The sequence below is a fragment of the Acidobacteriota bacterium genome, from assembly GCA_016196035.1.
Lineage (GTDB): Bacteria > Acidobacteriota > Blastocatellia > RBC074 > RBC074 > JACPYM01.
The window spans coordinates 1-18,733 of record JACPYM010000029.1 but is presented as its reverse complement, the minus strand read 5'-3'; the positions used below and the strand labels follow the sequence as shown (position 1 = coordinate 18,733).

21 protein-coding genes are annotated in these 18,733 nt (G+C 55.5%); 13 read left to right on the top strand and 8 right to left on the bottom strand.

All coding sequences use genetic code 11. From position 1 onward, the window contains the following. Positions 1–864 precede the first annotated feature (864 nt). The gene (locus HY011_09355; GenBank protein ID MBI3423133.1) at positions 865–1,881 is read left to right on the top strand and encodes a metal-dependent hydrolase; all 1,017 of its coding nucleotides are present in this window, start codon (positions 865–867) and stop codon (positions 1,879–1,881) included. A 90-nt stretch (positions 1,882–1,971) separates the two neighbouring features. On the opposite strand, the gene HY011_09350 is transcribed toward HY011_09355, so the two are convergent. After that, entirely contained in the window at positions 1,972–2,817 is an 846-nt protein-coding gene (locus HY011_09350) for a menaquinone biosynthesis protein (protein MBI3423132.1), read from the bottom strand. Between the two features lie 256 nt (positions 2,818–3,073). Here HY011_09350 and HY011_09345 point away from each other — a divergent pair, with 256 nt between their 5' ends. The 4 genes from HY011_09345 to HY011_09330 all read left to right on the top strand — a co-directional run bounded on the left by HY011_09345 (position 3,074) and on the right by HY011_09330 (position 5,114). After that, entirely contained in the window at positions 3,074–3,337 is a 264-nt protein-coding gene (locus HY011_09345; GenBank protein ID MBI3423131.1) for a hypothetical protein, read from the top strand. Between the two features lie 221 nt (positions 3,338–3,558). Then, positions 3,559–3,933, top strand: coding sequence for a hypothetical protein (locus HY011_09340; GenBank protein MBI3423130.1), 375 nt, complete (start codon positions 3,559–3,561; stop codon positions 3,931–3,933). A 230-nt stretch (positions 3,934–4,163) separates the two neighbouring features. After that, positions 4,164–4,610 carry a helix-turn-helix transcriptional regulator gene (locus tag HY011_09335; protein ID MBI3423129.1) on the top strand — a complete coding sequence of 149 codons (447 nt, stop codon included), beginning with the start codon at positions 4,164–4,166 and terminating at the stop codon, positions 4,608–4,610. Positions 4,611–4,685: 75 nt separating this feature from the next. Then, the gene (locus HY011_09330) at positions 4,686–5,114 is read left to right on the top strand and encodes a VOC family protein (protein ID MBI3423128.1); all 429 of its coding nucleotides are present in this window, start codon (positions 4,686–4,688) and stop codon (positions 5,112–5,114) included. Between the two features lie 62 nt (positions 5,115–5,176). Here the strand turns inward: HY011_09330 and dcm are convergent, their stop codons facing one another. Further along, positions 5,177–6,424: a DNA (cytosine-5-)-methyltransferase gene (gene dcm, locus HY011_09325; GenBank protein ID MBI3423127.1), complete on the bottom strand. Its 1,248-nt coding sequence runs from the start codon at positions 6,422–6,424 to the stop codon at positions 5,177–5,179. A 75-nt stretch (positions 6,425–6,499) separates the two neighbouring features. On the opposite strand from dcm, the gene HY011_09320 reads away from it, so the two are divergent. Genes HY011_09320 through HY011_09310 form a run of 3 tightly spaced genes read left to right on the top strand, consistent with a single transcriptional unit; the run spans position 6,500 to position 7,954 of the window. Then, a complete protein-coding gene (locus HY011_09320) occupies positions 6,500–6,775 on the top strand; it encodes a helix-turn-helix transcriptional regulator (protein ID MBI3423126.1) in 276 nt (91 codons plus the stop codon). Continuing rightward, positions 6,747–7,538: a hypothetical protein gene (locus tag HY011_09315; GenBank protein ID MBI3423125.1), complete on the top strand. Its 792-nt coding sequence runs from the start codon at positions 6,747–6,749 to the stop codon at positions 7,536–7,538. The genes HY011_09320 and HY011_09315 overlap by 29 nt, the downstream gene beginning before the upstream one ends. A gap of 5 nt (positions 7,539–7,543) precedes the next feature. Then, the gene (locus HY011_09310) at positions 7,544–7,954 is read left to right on the top strand and encodes a very short patch repair endonuclease (protein MBI3423124.1); all 411 of its coding nucleotides are present in this window, start codon (positions 7,544–7,546) and stop codon (positions 7,952–7,954) included. 72 nt (positions 7,955–8,026) lie between these two features. On the opposite strand, the gene glgP is transcribed toward HY011_09310, so the two are convergent. Continuing rightward, positions 8,027–10,180, bottom strand: coding sequence for an alpha-glucan family phosphorylase (gene glgP / locus HY011_09305; GenBank protein ID MBI3423123.1), 2,154 nt, complete (start codon positions 10,178–10,180; stop codon positions 8,027–8,029). Positions 10,181–10,773: 593 nt separating this feature from the next. On the opposite strand from glgP, the gene HY011_09300 reads away from it, so the two are divergent. The 5 genes from HY011_09300 to HY011_09280 all read left to right on the top strand — a co-directional run bounded on the left by HY011_09300 (position 10,774) and on the right by HY011_09280 (position 13,877). Beyond that, positions 10,774–11,571, top strand: coding sequence for a thymidylate synthase (locus HY011_09300; protein MBI3423122.1), 798 nt, complete (start codon positions 10,774–10,776; stop codon positions 11,569–11,571). Further along, positions 11,568–12,062 carry a dihydrofolate reductase gene (locus HY011_09295; protein ID MBI3423121.1) on the top strand — a complete coding sequence of 165 codons (495 nt, stop codon included), beginning with the start codon at positions 11,568–11,570 and terminating at the stop codon, positions 12,060–12,062. Before HY011_09300 ends, HY011_09295 begins: the two co-directional genes overlap by 4 nt. A 146-nt stretch (positions 12,063–12,208) precedes the next feature. Beyond that, positions 12,209–13,207 (top strand): L-histidine N(alpha)-methyltransferase, encoded by a 999-nt coding sequence (egtD, locus tag HY011_09290; GenBank protein MBI3423120.1) that lies wholly within the window; start codon positions 12,209–12,211, stop codon positions 13,205–13,207. Positions 13,208–13,282: 75 nt separating this feature from the next. Then, on the top strand, positions 13,283–13,501 hold the full coding sequence (locus tag HY011_09285; protein ID MBI3423119.1) for a hypothetical protein: 219 nt from the start codon (positions 13,283–13,285) through the stop codon (positions 13,499–13,501). Beyond that, positions 13,485–13,877, top strand: coding sequence for a PIN domain-containing protein (locus HY011_09280; GenBank protein MBI3423118.1), 393 nt, complete (start codon positions 13,485–13,487; stop codon positions 13,875–13,877). The genes HY011_09285 and HY011_09280 overlap by 17 nt, the downstream gene beginning before the upstream one ends. Before the next feature lie 4 nt (positions 13,878–13,881). Here HY011_09280 and HY011_09275 read toward each other — a convergent pair whose 3' ends face one another. The 5 genes from HY011_09275 to HY011_09255 form a co-directional block, all read right to left on the bottom strand. Then, complete coding sequence (locus HY011_09275; protein ID MBI3423117.1) at positions 13,882–14,118, bottom strand: YgiT-type zinc finger protein; 237 nt, start codon at positions 14,116–14,118, stop codon at positions 13,882–13,884. A 17-nt stretch (positions 14,119–14,135) separates the two neighbouring features. Then, positions 14,136–15,893: an amino acid permease gene (locus HY011_09270; protein MBI3423116.1), complete on the bottom strand. Its 1,758-nt coding sequence runs from the start codon at positions 15,891–15,893 to the stop codon at positions 14,136–14,138. Positions 15,894–16,131: 238 nt separating this feature from the next. Beyond that, entirely contained in the window at positions 16,132–16,956 is an 825-nt protein-coding gene (locus HY011_09265; GenBank protein ID MBI3423115.1) for a DUF1080 domain-containing protein, read from the bottom strand. A gap of 386 nt (positions 16,957–17,342) precedes the next feature. Beyond that, positions 17,343–18,170 carry an RHS repeat protein gene (locus HY011_09260; GenBank protein ID MBI3423114.1) on the bottom strand — a complete coding sequence of 276 codons (828 nt, stop codon included), beginning with the start codon at positions 18,168–18,170 and terminating at the stop codon, positions 17,343–17,345. 36 nt (positions 18,171–18,206) lie between these two features. Next, positions 18,207–18,572 carry a hypothetical protein gene (locus tag HY011_09255; GenBank protein ID MBI3423113.1) on the bottom strand — a complete coding sequence of 122 codons (366 nt, stop codon included), beginning with the start codon at positions 18,570–18,572 and terminating at the stop codon, positions 18,207–18,209. Positions 18,573–18,733: the final 161 nt, after the last annotated feature.

Genomic DNA, 18,733 nt, shown 5'->3' with positions numbered 1-18,733 from the left:
AAACCGGCAAGAAGCTTTCCGCGTAACTGAATTTTGCAGAGGGTAACTGCCGGTGAGACGCAGTAACAAGCGCGTATTTTTGCGGGCTGTTCTAAATTCCGCTTCACCTACACCGTAAATCGTCCGCTACGAATCTCAGCTACAACCGACCCAAACCATAACACCAACTTCCTTTCTGCACTCAGGGCAGATTTACCAGATCACCTGGGTTCGCCTACCATCGAAACCCACCAACTGCGGAAGATGTTCATCCTACTTCACGAGCGTGGACATACAAGCAGGACTACTCAAAGCTAAAGCGCGCGGAGTATAGCTATTTCTGAAAAGCGCCGCAACCATTAAATTTCCCGGTATGCGCCCCACCAGTAGCGGGCCCTATCTGACACCGTCCTTGCTGCCGAACTCACAACAGCTTTGCTGCTTGTCAGACAACTAACTTCAGACTAACTCCTACGCGGCAGGAAGATCTTTTTGGCCATACAATGAACTTCCATATTCGCTTAAATGGAGCACGGCGCGTTGCCAAATTATTTCACTTGCTTTTGTTGCGAATTGTCTACTTATTCTTCATTGACTACAATCTTGATTGCCCTTGTTTCATGCGAAGCGCGCTCGGCGCGCTTCAAATTATCTATGTTTACCTCATCGCACATCATTTTGTTTACTGGCACGATCAAGGTAAGGTTTGCATCTGCATAGCAAATTCGTCATCTTACTGAAGTAACTTAATGCTGAGCACCTATTTGATATGTTACTGACAGACGGAGGCGATTTCGCTCTTCTCAACCAATAAGCACAGATTTATGACTTCTCTTTCGCACGAATAATATGGACCCCATCACACATGGTTTGTTAGGCGCAACTGTGGCGAAGACGACAATGTGGCGGCGCATACCACACGGCGTGGGAATCATTGGCGCGATCGGCGCAATGGCTCCGGATCTCGATGTTTTAATTTTTTCTCCTGCTGATCCGACCCTGGGATGGTTGTATCACCGCCATTTCACGCATAGCTTGTTGCTCATTCCACTGGTCGGATTGTTTGCCGCATTACCTTTCTTATGGCTGAAACGTTACGCCAATTACCGTGGCGCGGTTGTACTGGCAGCGATCATCGGGTGTGCGACACATACATTACTCGACTCCCTGACGAACTATGGCACACAGCAGTTATGGCCTTTCGCTGATACACGCATAGCCTGGGATGCAATGCCGATTGTTGATCCGATCTATTCGCTGATCCTAGTCGCGGGGTTGGTGTACACGGCAAAAACACGAAAACTAAGCGGTGTGCGTTGGGGCCTGGCACTGGCACTGTTCTATGTTGGGTTTGGCTTCTGGCAACATCAGCGCGGTAGGTCAGTGCAACAGGAGTTGTTGGCCTCGCGCAAACACCTGCCCACTCAAGCGCGTGTGCTGCCCGCGCCTGGCTGGCTGGTGTTTTGGCGCTCGCTGTATATCGCCGACGGGCGGCTGTATGCCGACGGCATACAGCTTCCGTGGTTTCGCCCGGCAAAGGTTTTGCCGGGCGCGTCCGCCGCTGCTATAACCTTCACTGACCTGCCGGCATCAGCCCAGGCGCAACCTGAAACGTGGCGGCAGTTCAAAATCCTGGACTGGTTTGCGGGCGGCTATTTGGCGCCTGTTCCCGGTCAGCCCACAGCCGTTGGAGACATGCGCATTACAGCGGCGGTAGAAAGCCTCACGCCTCTTTGGGGCTTGCAATTTGACGCAGACGGGCTGGCGCAACGCTGGGTGCCAACGGCTGAAAACATTCAACCAGCGCGCGATTATCGCGGTTTGCTGCACGGGTTGTTGCACGGCGACGAGCGCTATCACCCCTTATCCGAATGGAAAACAACCTTGAAGGAGCAGCGATGAAAACCGCTTTCGCCAAAACGTTTTGCACCTTATGCGCAACCACATTGCAGCGTACAAACGACTCATCTCTCCAGCTATCGGCCTCGGTTGCTAGGTAGCGCTCACGCTCAGGCCGGGATCAGCCAAAAAATCAAGCGGACGCAATTCCGTCAACAATCCAGCTTCATAGGCGAATTCAAAATACTGCTGCATCCCGGCGCAGTTCTCCACGTCCAAATCGTAATTGACGTTCTCGCGCAGGTACGCCAGCAAGTCCTCATACGGGAATCGCAACTCAGCGGCATACGTGGCCGCTAACTCCTCCAACTTCCCTAGCCCTTCCTGCTTGGCCGCCTGAAAATCGCGCACGAGTGTGGCCGCATCGGTTACAGCATCCGCCCGCACGGCCCACACGGCAAAAATAAAGGGCCAGCCAGTCAGCGCGCGCCATTCTTCAGCCAAATCATAAATTTGCACGCCGAGTTGATCGGCCGTCGCCGCCAACCGTAAGGCCGGATCGCCAATCACCAGCGCCGCATCGCTCGCTTCCAGCATGTTTTCGCAGCGCAGAGCCGCATCGGGCGTGCGCTCCACAAAGCGCGGCTGCACACCGTAGCGTTTGGCCAGCAGGATTTTGACCAGCGCTTGCGAACTACGCGAGGCCGTATCCAGCGTGACGGTTTGCACCTCTGACAAAGGGCCACGCGCCGCCAACAAGACGCTGCGCACCTTCCCTTTCGAGCCGACGGCAACATTCGGGATAATCTTCAGTCCGGGGATGCGTTGATACTCAATGACCGGGATTAAGGCAATCTCGGCTTGCCCGGCGGCCAGCAACGCCGAGCAACGTGACGGGGCGGCATCTCCGATAAACGAGTAACGCGTGCGTAAATTGCCTTGCGCGAAGCTGTAAACCAACGGCGCGGAATTGAGATAAGTCGAAGCGGCGATACGCATAAAGTCCTTTGTGACGGCGACGAAGCAGCCAGCCTGGAACAGGCCCAGAGAGCCTTTCGGTGAACTGTGGAACGTATTGTAACACGCGGCTGTTAGCCGTCTGGAACTGAGGTAAATTCTAGCAACTAAAGGGCGCAGTCCGGGGAAAATAGTTGTAGACAGCTTTTGAAACTGTGTTATATTGCGCCCGTTTCCTCCTCAAAAAAGTTCCAATACGGAATCAAACACAACTTTCTCGAAAGGACTGGACTGGATTATGTTGAAGCTGTCCGCACATGCTCTGCGTTCCCTACAAGAGCTGGACGAGATTGGCCGCGAAGCGGTCGAACAAATGGTACGCGCTCACATTCGGGCGTGTCGTTTGAACGGGTTCCAGCCCGAAAACCTCGAACGTGTCTATCAGGAAGCGATTGAAATCATCCGGCTTGAAGGCCCGCCAACCAAGGAACTTGGTTTTGTGCCTAGTAAGTACGAGCCGACGCGCCGTTACGAGCAATACCGCAGCCCGCGAGCGCTCTAGTTTTTTTTCAAATTTTCACGCTTCTCTGGCAGCAGCTACACCAAATGTAGCTGCTCTTTTCTTTTCCGGGGACAGCCTCGCCGATTTGCTTCTATGGATGCGGTTTCGGATAATGCAGCCCGTAAACCGTGATCCCTCCGGGACGCCCCGAGCGTCTCTCAATGCAGACCAAACAATCAACGTTTACAGACCCTAGTAGGATCAAGAAAGGTAGCAAAACTATGAGCAAGAAATTCACCACCATGCTGTTTGCGTTCGCGCTGGTGCTCAGCCTGAGCATCATGGCGGCGGCGCAAGACAGTCACAAGTCGGTCACGTTGACCGGCAACATTCTCGACGTAGCCTGTTCCGCCAAGGCGACGACGGATGAAGCAGCGGCCAATCACAAGAAAGGTTGCGCGCTTTCCCCAGGCTGTTCCAAGAGCGGCTACGGCGTTTATGCTGATGGCAAATTCACGGCCTTTGACGAAGCGGGATCGGCCAAGGCTAAAGAAGCGCTCGAAAAGACCAGCAAACCCAATGGCGCGAAGTTCAAAGTCATGGGCATGGTCCACGATGGCAAAATGATGGTCGAGAGCATCAGCGAAGTTGAATAACTGTCAGAACCTGCACCAGCAGCGGCGCAAAACCTGACAATCACGGCAAGGGGCGAGGCTGGCTAACAGGCAATCTCGCCCCTTCTCTTTTCCCGACAAGGATTGCCACAGAGGCACGGAGTCACGGAGCAAGGCCAAGAACTTCTCCAATAGACGAAAACCCTCTGTGACTCCGTGCCTCTGTGGCAATCCTTCTCAGTGTTTGCCTAAGTCATGCCCGAAAGGCGGCAATGGTTGTGCGTGTCAAAAACCGGTTGGATCAGGACACCTGGCAACGCCTTTGCCGTGCGCGCCGCTTGATGGATCAGCATTATCAACAGCCGCTCAACCTAGACCGCCTCGCCCACCAAGCCTGTTTTTCCCGCTTTCACTTCCTGCGGCTCTTTCAGCAATACTTCGGCAAGACGCCGCATCAATATCTGACCGAAAAGCGCATCCAGCGCGCCAAAGAATTGCTCGATGCGAGCCGCTTGCCGGTGACCGAAGTCTGTTTCGAAGTCGGCTTTGCCAGCCTCGGTTCGTTCAGCACGCTCTTTCGCAAAGTCGCGGGCGTTTCGCCCGCCCATTACCGCGCCCGCTTCGACCAGCCGCGCCCGCTTGCCACACCAGCCCAACTCGCGGCCATCCCCGCCTGCTTCCTGATGAAGTTCGGCGGCCTCCCCGCCGCCGCCCGCTGAATCGCAATTTTCAAGAAGCCCATCGCCCCACGTCTGTTGTATCTTCCCGCCTACCAAGGAGGCATTGAAACAACCATGATCAAACGACTCTCGCACGCGACGATTTACGTAACCAACCAGGACGAAGCCTACCAGTTTTACGTCGAAAAGCTCGGCTTCGAAGTCCGCACCGACGTCACGATGGGCAACGGCTTTCGCTGGCTCACGGTCAGCCCAAAGGAACAACCCGATCTTGAAATCGCCTTGATGGAACCCAAAGGCGGCGCAGGCGGCGGTGGCATGCTGGATGAAGAGACGGCCCGCCAAATCCGCGCGCTCGTCGAAAAAGGCGCACTCGGCGCTGGGGCTTTCGATACAGACGATTGCCAAGCCGCCTACGAAGAAATGAAAAGCCGTGGCGTAGAGTTTCTGTCGCCGCCCATCCAGCGGCCTTATGGCTTGGAAGCTGTCTTCAAAGACAACTCCGGCAACTGGTTTGCCTTGACTCAGCATACACAGCAATAGCAGGCAAGCGGGCAAAGCCGCGTCAAGAAGAAGGCTGATTCCGCTGACAATGAATAGCGGCTTCACGAAGGCACAGCCGCCACGGTAACAGGCATTGCTGGTCGTAGCCCGTCGAAAGGAAGTTGGAATTGCTCTCGGCTTGAGTGTTTCGCCTGCGCCGTTTGGTAGCCCAAGTGGGCCGCCACCGGGGCAAGCACGTGTCGCGCCACCCAATCAATCACCGGCACACAAACCGCATCTGCAAATCCGGTCAAGGCTTCGTTCCGAGTCCTCTGAATGTTGAAGTCTGGCGCGCCCTGCAAGCGGGCGTATTCCACCGGTGTCATCCAACGCATCATTAATTTGCCGCCGTCTATCACTACGACGATCTGTTTGCCGCTGCCGCCTTTTGCCGTTCGCAAACAACCTGCCAACCCATCAAACCGCACCTCTGACTTGGTTTTCCCTTCACGAACGCGGCGGAACATTGCCCCAACCCAAAGTTGTTTTGAAGCCATCAGTTTTTCAACACGCAGCCGGTGTAAATCGCTCATTCGGTCAAAATGCTTCACCACCTCGGCTTCTGACCACCAGGCTTGACTATCATCAAGGTCAATCATGGTTGCCAAATCTCTCTGTACGGACGGCAGTTCTGGCAAATCAAAAGCTATCCAGCCTGTCGGCAGTTTGAGTTTTAACAGCGCAGTGGAAAGCCGTGAGGGACAAGTATGACTCCGCGCAGTGACACGTTCATTCCACAATGGATGAAAACTGGTGATTCCCTCTGGTGGGATCGCTTCCTTTAACACACCGACAATGAACAAACGCGGGCGGCTTTGCGAGGTGAAGTGTTTGGCATCAACAACGAAAGCATCAATCCAGAAACCTAACTCAGCTAACGCAAGGCAAGTCTCCTCAAAATCCTTTCCCTGCTGGCCGGTCAACAGACCGAGAACATTTTCCAACATTACCAACGGCGGCATTTTGTTTTGTGCTTTTAGGCGGCGCAGCACCTCAAGAAAACCGAAAAGCGATGAAGAGTGCTCACCCTTGAGTCCCCTCATGTGTCCGGCCAGCGACAAATCAACACAAGGGAAAGATGCCGTAGCCAATAAAGCCGGTTGGCGGATAAGTTCTAAAACGTTTTCAGTCTGCCAAATGTCTTCCAGGTGAAAATAGGAAGCATCTGGAAACTCATCCAGGTACATGGCTTGTTTTTTTTCTGAGATGTCGTTCGCATACACACAGCGCCAACCAGTTGAGCGCAGTCCAAGATGCACTAAACCAATCCCTGCGAAGAACTCTAAAAACGTTTTCTCAGCCATCATCATCTATTCTAAACCTAGCGAAATTGGTAGTTAAAACCCGTGGACATATAACCGGCAGATATTTCACTCTACGCCGCCGTGAAAAGCAAGCAAGACCCTAGAAAACAATTCGGCAACCGTTTGCGCAAGCTTCGCCAAGACGCGGGACTGTCCCAAGAAGCGCTGGCCTATGCCGCTGAACTTGACCGTAGCTATGTCGGCGGTGTCGAGCGTGGCGAATATAATATTTCGCTGCTCAATATCTGCGCGCTTGCTCGCGCACTCGCCACGCCGCCTTATGAGCTACTGAAATTCATTGACGAGCCAACCGCCACGGTGGTAAAAAATGCCAAAAATACCAAAGCTAAAAAATAAAGTGCTGTCGCATATCCTTGCTCAGATTGAGCGAGACGCTGCGAACTTGTCTGCGCTTGAGCCGAAGTTGAAATGGAAACAGCGCATCGAAACCGGCGTAAAGCTCTTCGTGCCCCGGCTCACTGAGCTTGCCCCAAACCTGCGCCAAGAAGTCGAATTGACCTTGAACAGCCCTGATAACGCTCGCGTGACATGGTCAAAAATCAAAGAACATCTACGGCAAGGACGAATTCCCAAAGAGATCGAACAGCACATCTCTTTGCTTGACGCAGAGCTTGGACTTGAAGCCAGCTTGCTCACAGTCATCACGGGAGAAACGGTCTCCAATCTGATTTCAGACTTCCTATGCCACGAGTTTCCTGGCCTCCATAAGAACAATCGCAGCACTTATCCTGACCTCTACTTTGCCTCATTCGACTACAGCCATCTTCCGCGCCGCCAAAGTGGAAATGCCATAGGCCCAGCCTTGCGCAGGGAACACCCAACTTCCGTGCCTGACGGTATTGAAATCAAATCTCAGCGCGGGAAAAGAATCCGGGTTGACTGTCACCACGATCATCAAGGCTTGCACTTGGCGATGACCTTCGATCAGGCGGGCGAACGATGGCGCGCCTACGACGTTTACCTCGCTTACCTGTCAAAATCCGATTACCGGCGCGCCACGCGCAACACGACTGCCACCACAGAGAAATTCTCTTTCTCACACGCCCCGTTTATCTCTGTGATCAGCGGCGCTGCGAGCGAGAATGATGCGAACGGGTGACGTCTATGGACAACGTAAGCCAAGCAACCCGGTCAAAAGTGATGGCAGCGGTTCGCTCTAGCGGGAATCAGTCAACGGAAGTCGCGCTTGCGACTCTACTCAGGGATTCTGGTGTGACAGGCTGGCGACGCAAATGGAAGCTACACGGGCAGCCTGATTTTGTCTGGCCCAAACAACGTCTCGCCCTATTCGTGGACGGCTGCTTTTGGCACGGCTGCTCCAAGCACTGCCGTATTCCGGCTAGCAACCAAGAGTATTGGGAACGCAAAATCGCCAGCAATCAGAGGCGCGACAGGCGCATTACACGCGCATTGCGCCAAGCCGGATGGGTCGTTCTACGCGTGTGGGAACATTCACTCAAACATTCCTCAACCAAGGTAATCGGACGCATTCGCAAAGCGCTGCAACCAGGGTAAAAGCCAGTCACATTGAACTTGCAACAACGGCTTTCCTGCCTCGTAACAGAGACCCCGCACAAGCACACTGCCTTATTTCTCTTCCGCCGCCTTCATCGCCGGAATATACATCCGCTCCGCATACTCTTTCACCATCCGGCGCGCGCTATACGTTGGAGCAGCGTTGCGAATCGCTTCTTTCATCACCTTGACCCAGCCGCGCGGGACGCCGTCGGAGTCGCGGTCGAAATAGAGCGGGACGACTTCCTGTTCGAGCACGCGGTAAAGTTCGGCGGCATCGGCTTCGTCCTGTTCTTCTTCAGTGATGCCTTCGGGGACTTTGGGGTCAATCGCCCAGCCGTTGGTGCCGTGGTAGCCTTCGTACCACCAGCCGTCCAGCACGCTGAGGTGCGGGACGCCATTGAGGGCGGCTTTTTGACCGCTGGTGCCGCTGGCTTCCAGGGGGCGGCGCGGGTTGTTGAGCCAGACGTCTACGCCACGATAGAAGTATTTGGCGACGTGGATGTCGTAGTTTTCGATAAAGGCGACGCGCCCGCCGATGTTGTGGTCACGGGCGAAGTTGTACAGTTCGTGAATCAGGTTCTTGCCCGGATTGTCCGCCGGGTGGGCCTTGCCCGCAAAGATGATCTGCACGGGCCGCCAGTCGTCGTGCAGGATATGTTTGAGCCGTTCCAACGAGCGGAAGATCAGTAGCGCGCGTTTATACGTCGCAAAGCGCCGCGCAAAGCCGATGGTCAAGGCGTTCGGATTGAGCAGCGTGCCCGAGGTCAACACTTTGACCGGCCCGGCTTCTTCTTCCATCCAACCGCGCCGCGCGCGTTCGCGCATGAAGTTAAACAGGCGGCTTTTCAATAGGGTATGCACATTCCACAACTCTTCGTCGGGCAACTCGTGCAGGCGTTCCCACAGGGCGGGTTCGTCGTGATGTTCCAGCCAATCCGGCCCCAGATATTTGGCAAAGAGCCGATCCAGGCGCGGCGCGATCCAGGTTGGCGTGTGCACGCCATTGGTGACGTGCGTGATGGGCACTTCGCTCGTTTTCTTTTCCGGCCACAGCGATTGCCACATCTGGCGCGAGACTTCGCCATGCAGTTTGCTCACGCCGTTGCGCTTGCCACTTAATCGCAAGGCCAACGCGGTCATATTGAAATTCATCCCGCCGAAACCGTCCGAATATCCGCCCAGCATCAGGAACTGTTCGCGATCCAGGCCCATCTCGCCCCAGAATTCCGCGAAATGCTTTTCGACCAGCCAGAAGGGAAAAGCATCGTGGCCCGCTGGCACCGGCGTATGCGTGGTGAAAATCGTGGTGGCTTTGACGCGCTCGACGGCTTCGTTGAAGCTCAAGCCGCTTTGCACAAAAACGCGCACGCGTTCGAGCAACATAAAGGCGGCGTGGCCTTCGTTGGCGTGATAGGCCGTCGGGCGAATACCGAGGCGGTCCATCATACGAATGCCGCCGATGCCCAGCACCATCTCTTGCGAAATGCGCGTTTCCTGATCGCCGCCGTAAAGCCGCGCGGAAAGCTCGCGATCCCACGGCGTGTTTTCTTCGACATCGGTGTCCATCAGGTACAGCGAAATCGCGCCTACGTACACGCGCCAGACGGCGACGTGAATCGAACGGCCATCAAGCGCGAGCTTCAACAATCCACCTTCGCTCTCGCGCGTAATCACCGGCTCAATCGGCGCCGTGTCGTAATTGAAGCGCTCGTAATACGCTTCCTGACGGCCTTCGGCGGTGATGCGCTGTTTGAAATAACCTTGCGGGTACACAAAGCCGATGCCGACCAGCGGCAAACCCAAGTCGCTGGCTTCTTTACAATGATCCCCGGCGAGAATGCCCAAGCCGCCCGAATAGATTGGCAGCGAGATGTGCAAACCGAATTCCGCCGAAAAATAGGCAATCGTGTTCCCGGCCAGATCGGCATGTTTTTCGGTAAACCATGCGCCCTTGGCGGTCAGGCAGCGATCCAGCGCCATCACGATGCCGTCGTAGCGGCGCAAAAAGCGCGGATCAGCCGCCGCCGCATTCAGTTTGGCCTGCGGCATTTGCTGCAACATCGCCACCGGATTGTGCAGCGTCAATTCCCAGAGTGTGCGATCCAGACTCTGAAACAATTCGGAGGCATCAATACGCCAACTCCACCACAAATTGTGCGCCAACTCATCCAACCGGCTTATGCGCGCCGGCAAGGTAATTCCTGTCGCTATGGTTGTACTCATTGTCCTTTTAACTTTCCGGGCAGCGATAAAGAAGTGATGCCGAAAATGCAGTCGCCTAGCGAGGACCTGAATTTAGCCTGGCGTTTCAACGCCGGGAAAGCTGCCGGAGAGCCTTTCGGCGTCGCGTCAGCGACGCTTGAATTCAAGCGTCGCTGACGCGACGCGGGGTTCTTCTGGCACGCCACCGTGGGTTGAACCCCACGGCTAAATTCAACTGTCGCTATGCGGCAAAGACAGGCAAGACCAAACGTTTTTATCGCTACCACTTTCTGAATCGTAATTGCTGCTCCTTACGCACAAGCATTTTCGCCAGCACGCTTCAGGGGATGAACTACCGATTGCAATGCGCCTTGTTTGACGCCCGCCGGCGGGGACACCTACGCTCCTGGTAAAGCTGAGCAATTACTTGGTCTTTTGATGAGGGAGGCTTGGATTTGGTTCCAAGCCGCGTGAACCTTGGGCACTCTACTGAAAGCTGTCTGCGCGCGTCAACCGACAGTTTTGTCGCGGCTCCACCGGTTATGGCATCTCTGCTATAGTTGCTCTGTTTCCCCTTTCAAGCTTATCGGTTGGTTTCGCGGCAAGGATTAACGATGCAACAGTATTTAGACCTTATGCGTCACGTCTTGGAACACGGCGTGACCAAAGACGACCGCACCGGCACGGGCACGCGCTCGGTCTTCGGCTATCAAATGCGCTTCGACTTGCAGCAGGGTTTCCCGCTGGTCACGACCAAGAAGCTGCACCTGAAATCCATCCTGCACGAATTGCTTTGGTTCTTGCGCGGCGACACCAACATCGCCTATTTGAAAGAGCACGGCGTGACAATTTGGAATGAGTGGGCCGACGCAAATGGCGAATTGGGCCAGGGCATTTACGGTTCAATGTGGCGCGCCTGGCCGAACCCGGACGGCACGACGCTGGATCAAATCACGCAGGTTATCGCCCAAATCAACCGCAATCCCAACTCGCGCCGCTTGCTCGTTGTCGCCTTCAACCCTTCGTTCGCCGACACGACGCCGCTGCCGCCCTGTCATTCCTTCTTTCAGTTTTATGTCGCCGAGGACAAGCTGTCGTGCCAGATGTATCAACGTTCCGCCGACATCTTTCTGGGCGTGCCGTTCAACATCGCTTCGTATGCGCTGCTAACGCTGATGGTCGCGCAGGTTTGCGATCTGCAGCCGGGCGAATTCATCCACACGCTGGGCGATGCGCACCTGTATCTGAACCATCTGGAACAGGCGCGGCTGCAACTCACACGCGCGCCACTGCCGCTGCCGCAAATGAAACTCAATCCCGCCATCAAAGACATCTTTGCGTTCAAGTACGAAGACTTCGAACTGGTCAATTACCAGTTCCATCCACACATCAAAGCGGCGGTGGCCGTATGATCGTCTCGTTGATCGCGGCGCTGGATCGCCGTCGTGGTATCGGCAAAGACAACCAACTGCCCTGGCGTTTACCGGCGGACATGAAACGTTTTCGTGAACTGACGCTGGGCCATCACCTGATCGTTGGGCGCAAGACCTATGAATCCATTGGCAAGCCGCTGCCGGGCCGCACGCTGATCATCGTGACGCGGCAGCCCGACGTTCAGGTTAAAGGGTGTTTGGTGGTGGACTCCGTAGCCGAGGCGCTGGCGCTGGCAAATACGCGCGGCGAACAGGAAGTCTTTGTGATTGGCGGCGCGGAAATTTACGCGCAAACCCTCGCGCAAGCTGACCGGCTGTATCTGACGTTCGTGGAAGCCGAAGTTGCCGCCGACACCTTTTTCCCAGTATTTGCCGCGGATGATTGGCAGGAAGTGGAACGCAGCACGCACGCAGCGGACGAAAAGCATCAATACGCGTTCACGTTTGTCACGCTGACCCGAAACCATTAAGGTTGGGCAGGTACTTGGTGAGGAATAAAACGCGCCGCACGGAACGCCCTCCCTCTTGGTTCCAAATCGGTAATCTATTTTGATGTAGGCAAGGCAGCCGAGCCGACTCGAAACCATTGCCTGGACGAACACTGGAGAACGAGGTTATGCCGGAGGTCGAGAAGCTATCCACGCCGCTGACAATCCATAATCTGCTCGTGAACCGCAGCGCCGATTCCCTGGCCGCCGATGCGCGCGCTGGTTTGACGGCCAGGCCAAAGCGGTTACCACCCAAATACTTTTACGACACGCTCGGCTCGCATCTGTTCGAGGCTATCTGCCAACTGCCGGAATACTATCTGACGCGCGCCGAGACCGCGATTTTCCAGCGTCACGCCAACGCCATCGTCACGGCCATTCCCAATCTGACGAGCATCGCTGAATTCGGCAGCGGCAGCGCGGTTAAGAGCCGTTACTTGATCGCCGCCCTGCTGGCCCAACGTGATGTTGTGCATTACCAGCCGCTCGATATTTCCCCTGAAATCCTGCGGCAAAGCGCCGAAGCGTTACTGGAAAGTTACGCCGGGTTGAGCATCACGGGGTACGTTTGCGATTACTTGCAGCAGATGCCTCCCCTTGAACGCCGCCACGGAGGCCGTGTTTTAGTTTTATTCCTAGGCTCGAACATCGGCAATTACACGCCCGAAGAAGCCCGCGCCCTATTGCAACGCATGCGGCAAACCATGCAACCGGGCGACGGTTTGTTGCTGGGTGCGGATTTGGCGAAAGACCCGCGTGTGTTGGAAGCGGCCTATGACGACGCGCTGGGCGTGACGGCGGCATTCAATCTGAATGTACTGCTGCGCCTCAATCAGCAATTGGGCGCTGATTTCAACCTGCGCCAATTCGCCCATCGCGCCGTCTTTAACGCAGCACAATCGCGCATGGAAATGTATGCGGTCAGCCGTGTGGCCCAAACCGTCCGGCTGGCGGCGCTTGATCTCACGGTTGAATTTGAAGCAGGCGAGATGATTCACACCGAGCATTCCCACAAATTTAACGTAGCGCAGTTGGCGGCGCTGGCAGCGGCAACAGGCTTTGCGCCCGTGCAGGTGTGGTTGGATGAGCGGGAGTGGTTTAGCAGTAATTTGTGGGTGGCGGTTTAGCGCGCACTGATCGCGCAGAAACGAAACGCTCGTTCAATCTGCGTCATGCTAAGATGGCAGCGAAAGGAGGCTGTAATGCCAGTTCAAATTGCCGAGCAAAAACCCACCTTTGTGGTTCGTCAAGCGCAGATTCCCGCCGACTTGAGCTATATGACTGAGACTGAGTTTGGTCAGGAAATGGTACGCTTAGCGGAAGAGATTGCGCAGGAACAAGGTACGCGTACCACTGAAGAGATTAACCGCTTGATTGAATTAATGCGCGGGGGTGCCTCTACCCATGCTGACGTATCTTGACAGCAATGTGCTGGTGAATGCGGCAACAGGAGCAAATCGCGCCATTCAACTGCGCGCCTTAGCCATCATCACCGATCCCAACCGGCAGTTTGTTTCCAGCCTTTTCTTACGGATGGAAGTCATCCCTTTGGCAATTCACTTCGGGCGGACAAAAGAACGACTGTTCTACGAAGCGTTCTTTCGCCGCGTGCAAAGTTGGGTTGATCCGGTGGACATTTACGATGATGCTTATCAACTGGCGTGTCAGCACGCGCTGGGCGCATTGGATGCGCTGCACGTGGCAGCCGCGTCGTTTGCGGGTGCAGAGCTTGTTTCTGCTGAAAAGCCAACCAAACCGCTGTATCGTGCTTACCACAAAGCCGTTTCGATATTTTGAACCTTCACGCCAGATGCGCGACGGGAACCAATTCAGTTCGCTCTGGCAATCTGGCCCCACTGGCAATGTCGTGAACGGCATGCAGAATCTCGGCGCTGTAATACCGATTCCCGCAACCATCGCAAACGCCAATCGTGACGTTCTCTAAAACGACAAAGCCTTTTTCGTGCTTGAACGTTTCGCGTTCGAGCGTGCGAACTTGAACCGTGCCTTCGCAGTATTCGCAGCGATAACCGTACATCCTGTTATCCATCTCGGTTAAGCGGATTCAACCTTCCGCGCCAGCTTGCTATGGCTATTCCCGTAAAAGAAATAGAGCACCAGCCCCACCACCAGCCACAGCAAAAACCGCACCCAGTTCGTCCACCCCAACTCCGTCATCAAATACCCGCAGGTCACTAGCCCCAGCACCGGGATCAGCGAGAGTTCTTTGAGGTAGCAATACACCACCAGCACCACCATCAGCACGCAGAAAATCAGCAGCGGGATGCGGTGCTTGAACTCGTCCCACGGCACGCTGAAGTTGAAGAAGCTGTTGACGCCCGCGCGGTTGAACCAGAACACCAACGCTACGATCACAGCGAATAACAACGGCGCGATGAATTTGGAATTGATATACGGCACGCGGAAGCGGCGTTCGATCTTCTGTTCGGACTTGTCCATGATCAGCACGCCGCCGCAGACCAGCACGAAGGCGAACAGCGTCCCGATGCTGGTCAGGTCGGTCACCTCGACCAGGTTCATAAAGAGCGCCGGAATCGCCACCAGAAACCCCGTCACAATCGTCGAGAACCACGGCGTTTTGAACTTCGGATGGATTGACGAAAAGATCGGCGGCAACAGGCCGTCGCGGCTCATCGCCATCCAGATGCGCGGCTGGCCCAATTGAAACACCAGCAAGACCGTCGCCATCGCAATCACCGCGCTGATGGCGATGATGCCCTTGATCCACGGCAGATTCGCGCCGTCGGGGCCAAACACGTAGGCCATCGGGTCGCCCACAGCAAGGTTCTTGTAACTGACCATGCCGGTCAGCACGAGCGAGATCAGCACATAGAGAATCGTGCAGATAATCAGCGCATTCATCATCCCGCGCGGCAGATCGCGTTGCGGGTCTTTGCACTCTTCCGCCGTCGTCGAGATCGCGTCGAAACCGATGTAGGCAAAGAAAACCGCCGAGACGCCTTTGAGCACGCCGCTCACGCCGTTGGGCGCAAAGGGCGACCAGTTGCTGCGTTTGACGTAAAACGCGCCCAGCACGATCACCAGCACGATCACCGCCAGTTTCAGCGCCACCATCACATTCGACGCCGTCTTCGATTCGCGGATGCCGACGTAAACCAGGGCCGTGATGATGAACACGATTCCCAGCGCCGGCAGGTCGCAGACGAAATGCCAGCCACCGATGACCGGCGCGTGCAGCCACGCCTGATACGCTTCCACTTTGCTCGCCATGCCGTCAAGCGCGCCGACTTGATCGAGCGATAACCCCTCGGCCATTTTCTGGCTCACTTCGGTAAACCCGCGCCGCGCCGTCAGAAAATCCATCGTCAGGTATTCGGGCATATTGATGCCGTACCCGGCGAGCAAGCCGGTGAAGTAATCGCTCCACGAAATCGCCACCGCGATGTTGCCGATGGCGTATTCCATCAACAAATCCCAGCCGATGATCCACGCAATCAATTCGCCGAACGAGGCGTAGGCATAGGTGTAAGCCGACCCCGCCACCGGAATCGTCGAAGCGAATTCTGCATAACAAAACGCCGCAAACGCGCAGGCAATCGCGGTGAAGACGAACAATCCCGCCACGGCCGGCCCGCCGCTCGCCGCCGCATTGCCGATGGTCGAAAAGATGCCCGCGCCGATGACCGCCGCGATGCCGAGCAGCGTCAGGTCGGTCACGCCCAGCGCGCGTTTGAGTCCGCCCGGCGAATGCGTTTCATCGGCCAACCCGGCGGCCGCATCGGCCTGAATACGTTCGATGGATTTTGTGCGAAACAGTCCTGCGAGGTTCATAGAGTGTCCTTGCCTGTCGAGAGGGATTGAATTGCCAGTTGTAGTGAACGTGTTGAACGTTGCTGATTGGACTCCGCGCAAATGCGGGGCGGAGTTTGCCATAGGGCATTCAAAAAGAGAATACGGAACAGACGGAAATACGGAACACACGGAATAGCCTAAAGACAGTTCTGCTTTCCGTATGTTCCGTTACTTCCGTCTGTTCCGTATTCTCAACCTACTTTGCGCTGTGCCCAACTCACTTATAGCTACATTTCGCGTTGTCCGCCTTCACGTAATAGCTTTTATAGTTCTTCGCTTTCTTGTCCATACAGCCGACCAGGTTTAACACCTCCACCTTGCGAAATTCGACTGGATGGCTCTCGCTCTGCAACGAAATATACCCTTCGCTGAGCAACATCCCATCCTTCTTCACCGCCGGATCGTAGCCGCTGACGCTGCCGCCGCCGATTTGCGGCTTTTCGTAAGACAACACCACCTGCCCGTCAATGATGTGCTTGATGCCCTCGCTGCCACGCACCTCCACTTCGACACGCACCCACTGATCGCCGTCGTAGGTTTTGGATTTTGAATTGAGGCAATGCGTCGTGAACAGCTTGCCGTCTATCTCGACGTTCGTGCCCGGCGTGCACAGGTTCAGCGTCGGGCGTGGCCCTTTGCCTAAGCCGCCGAGCAATTGCGCTTCAATCGAAATCGGAAAGTCCTGATCCTTGCCCATCGTCTTGGGGTCTTGGCAATGCAACATCGCGCCGCTGTTGCGCGTGGCCCAGCCCTCGCCGCCCGTGCACTGCTCGCCGACGAAGCGGTATTCAACCACTAACCGGTAATACGAAAACTTGTCTTTATAGAAAATGTGCCCGTAGCGTTTGTTGAACGCATCGTATTTTTCGTAGCCCACCTGCATCACGCCCTTCGCAACGCGGAAGGTGTTGCCGAAATTGTCATCCAGCGCATAGCCGTTGATTTTGACGTGCCAATCCTTGAGGTCTTTGCCATTGAACAGCGGCAACCACTCTTCGCGGTTCGGATCGTTTTTCGCTTTGCCCTGCGCGGCGCCGAGCATTGGGAAGAAAAGATGGACAGCGACGGCCAGCAGCAATAACAACAGTAACGCGAACGAGCTTCGTTTCATTTTGATTCTCCGGTTTGAGGCGTTTGGAACTTCCACGGTTGTCGTGGCGACGGATGATAGCTTGCGTGGCGACAGAAATGGAAGCACGGCGAACGCCCTGGTCTTTGCCGCTTGCTTTGCTACAGCATATTGGCCCTGCGCAGTTCTGGCTAGTTCACCAAGCTGCTTGTAAGCGCCTGCCGCTCCAACCACATTGTTTCCCGACCAACCAAGGCAGGCACCGCGACGCTAGCCGCATTGCCCTTCGCGGCTGTCTGCCGCAAGGCTTTCACGCTCATAGCGGCCCCCCTCACCGGCTGCCGACCGCGCGCGCGGCATCAAAACTTTGGCTGATCCCGGCTGCCGTACACCGCGCTCAAATGCGCTGAAGCCCGGTTGCCCACCGTATCGCAGGCATAGCTCTTTGCTGGCTGATTCGGGCGTGTCGCCGCCGTCAATCGGTTCAACCCGTCATAGGTGCAGGTGCGCGTGTCGTATTGATAGCCGAGCGTCTGGCCCCACACGTCCGTCGTGCCGGTCACGCGACTACGCGCGTCATAACCCAGCGTCACGGTGCCCGTCGCATTCGTCGCGCCGGTCATTCGTCCCAAAACGTCGTAGGCATAACTCTGCGTCCCGCCGTTGGCATAGGTGATCGTCGTCAGGTTGTTCAATTCGTTGTAGGCATACGTGGTCGTGTTGCCTTTGGCGTCGGTGCGCGTGGCGCGGTTGCCGTCGCCGTCGTAGGTGAAGCTCCACTCGCGCCCGCCCCGCTTCGTTTGCAACACGCGGCCCACGGCATCGTAGCTGAACTCGTAGTGTTGATTGCGCGCGTCCGTCACCTGCAACACCTGCGAACGCGGGTTGTAGCTGTACTGCGTGTCATTGCCCGCCGGGTCAAGCTCGCGCGTCAGCCGGTCGCCCACGTCGTAAAAGAACCGTGTCAGCCGCCCCGCCGTGTCAATCCGCCGAATCAGCCGATGGCCCGCGTCGTATTCGTACCGTTCAAACAGCCGCGTCGCATTGCCGGGTGTCAGCGGATAGTTGACGCGATGCAAACGATCCAGATTGTCGTATGCCAGATCGGTTGTGCGCGCCAGCGGGTCGGTCACTTTCTTCAGGTTCGACAGTTTGTCGTAGACGTAGCCCGTCAAACTGAATGGCACAGGTGGCCTCCAAGCGAGTGATGGCGATCAATCGGGTCATCGTTGCCGAAACCATTCTTTATATTTACTCGGATCGTCTGATCGAAGCTCTAATTCGCCGATAATTTTTATGGCTTTCGACTTAAAAAACCCAGCAGGAAAACTAACTATCTTGAATAGCATCGTTTCTGAATCTTTGGTTAAGTTGCTCGGAAGTACCCTAAAGCCCGCGAACTCGCTTTTCCCCTCCGCTGTTTTCAAGCCAGCAATCCAGAAATACGACGAACTACTTGGCAGTTCCTTGGTTAGCGAGCCCTCTTTTCTCTTTAACAAAACCAAGCCGTAAGTACGCAAGGCAGTACATACATTATCTTCTTTGAGTGTTGCTGAGTTTATTAAGGCAAACGAAACGTTGTAATCCAATATCCATTTATCTTGCAGAAGTACTTGATTAGCGGCTCGCTTTGATTTTGCCGATTGTGTGTTGAGAGTGTGGTAGTTGAATTTAGCTTTAGGACGTATTTACCGAGGCAAGCTGTTGTGGCAATGAGGTCGCAATCAGGTGGGTCAGTTTTTCCAGCACA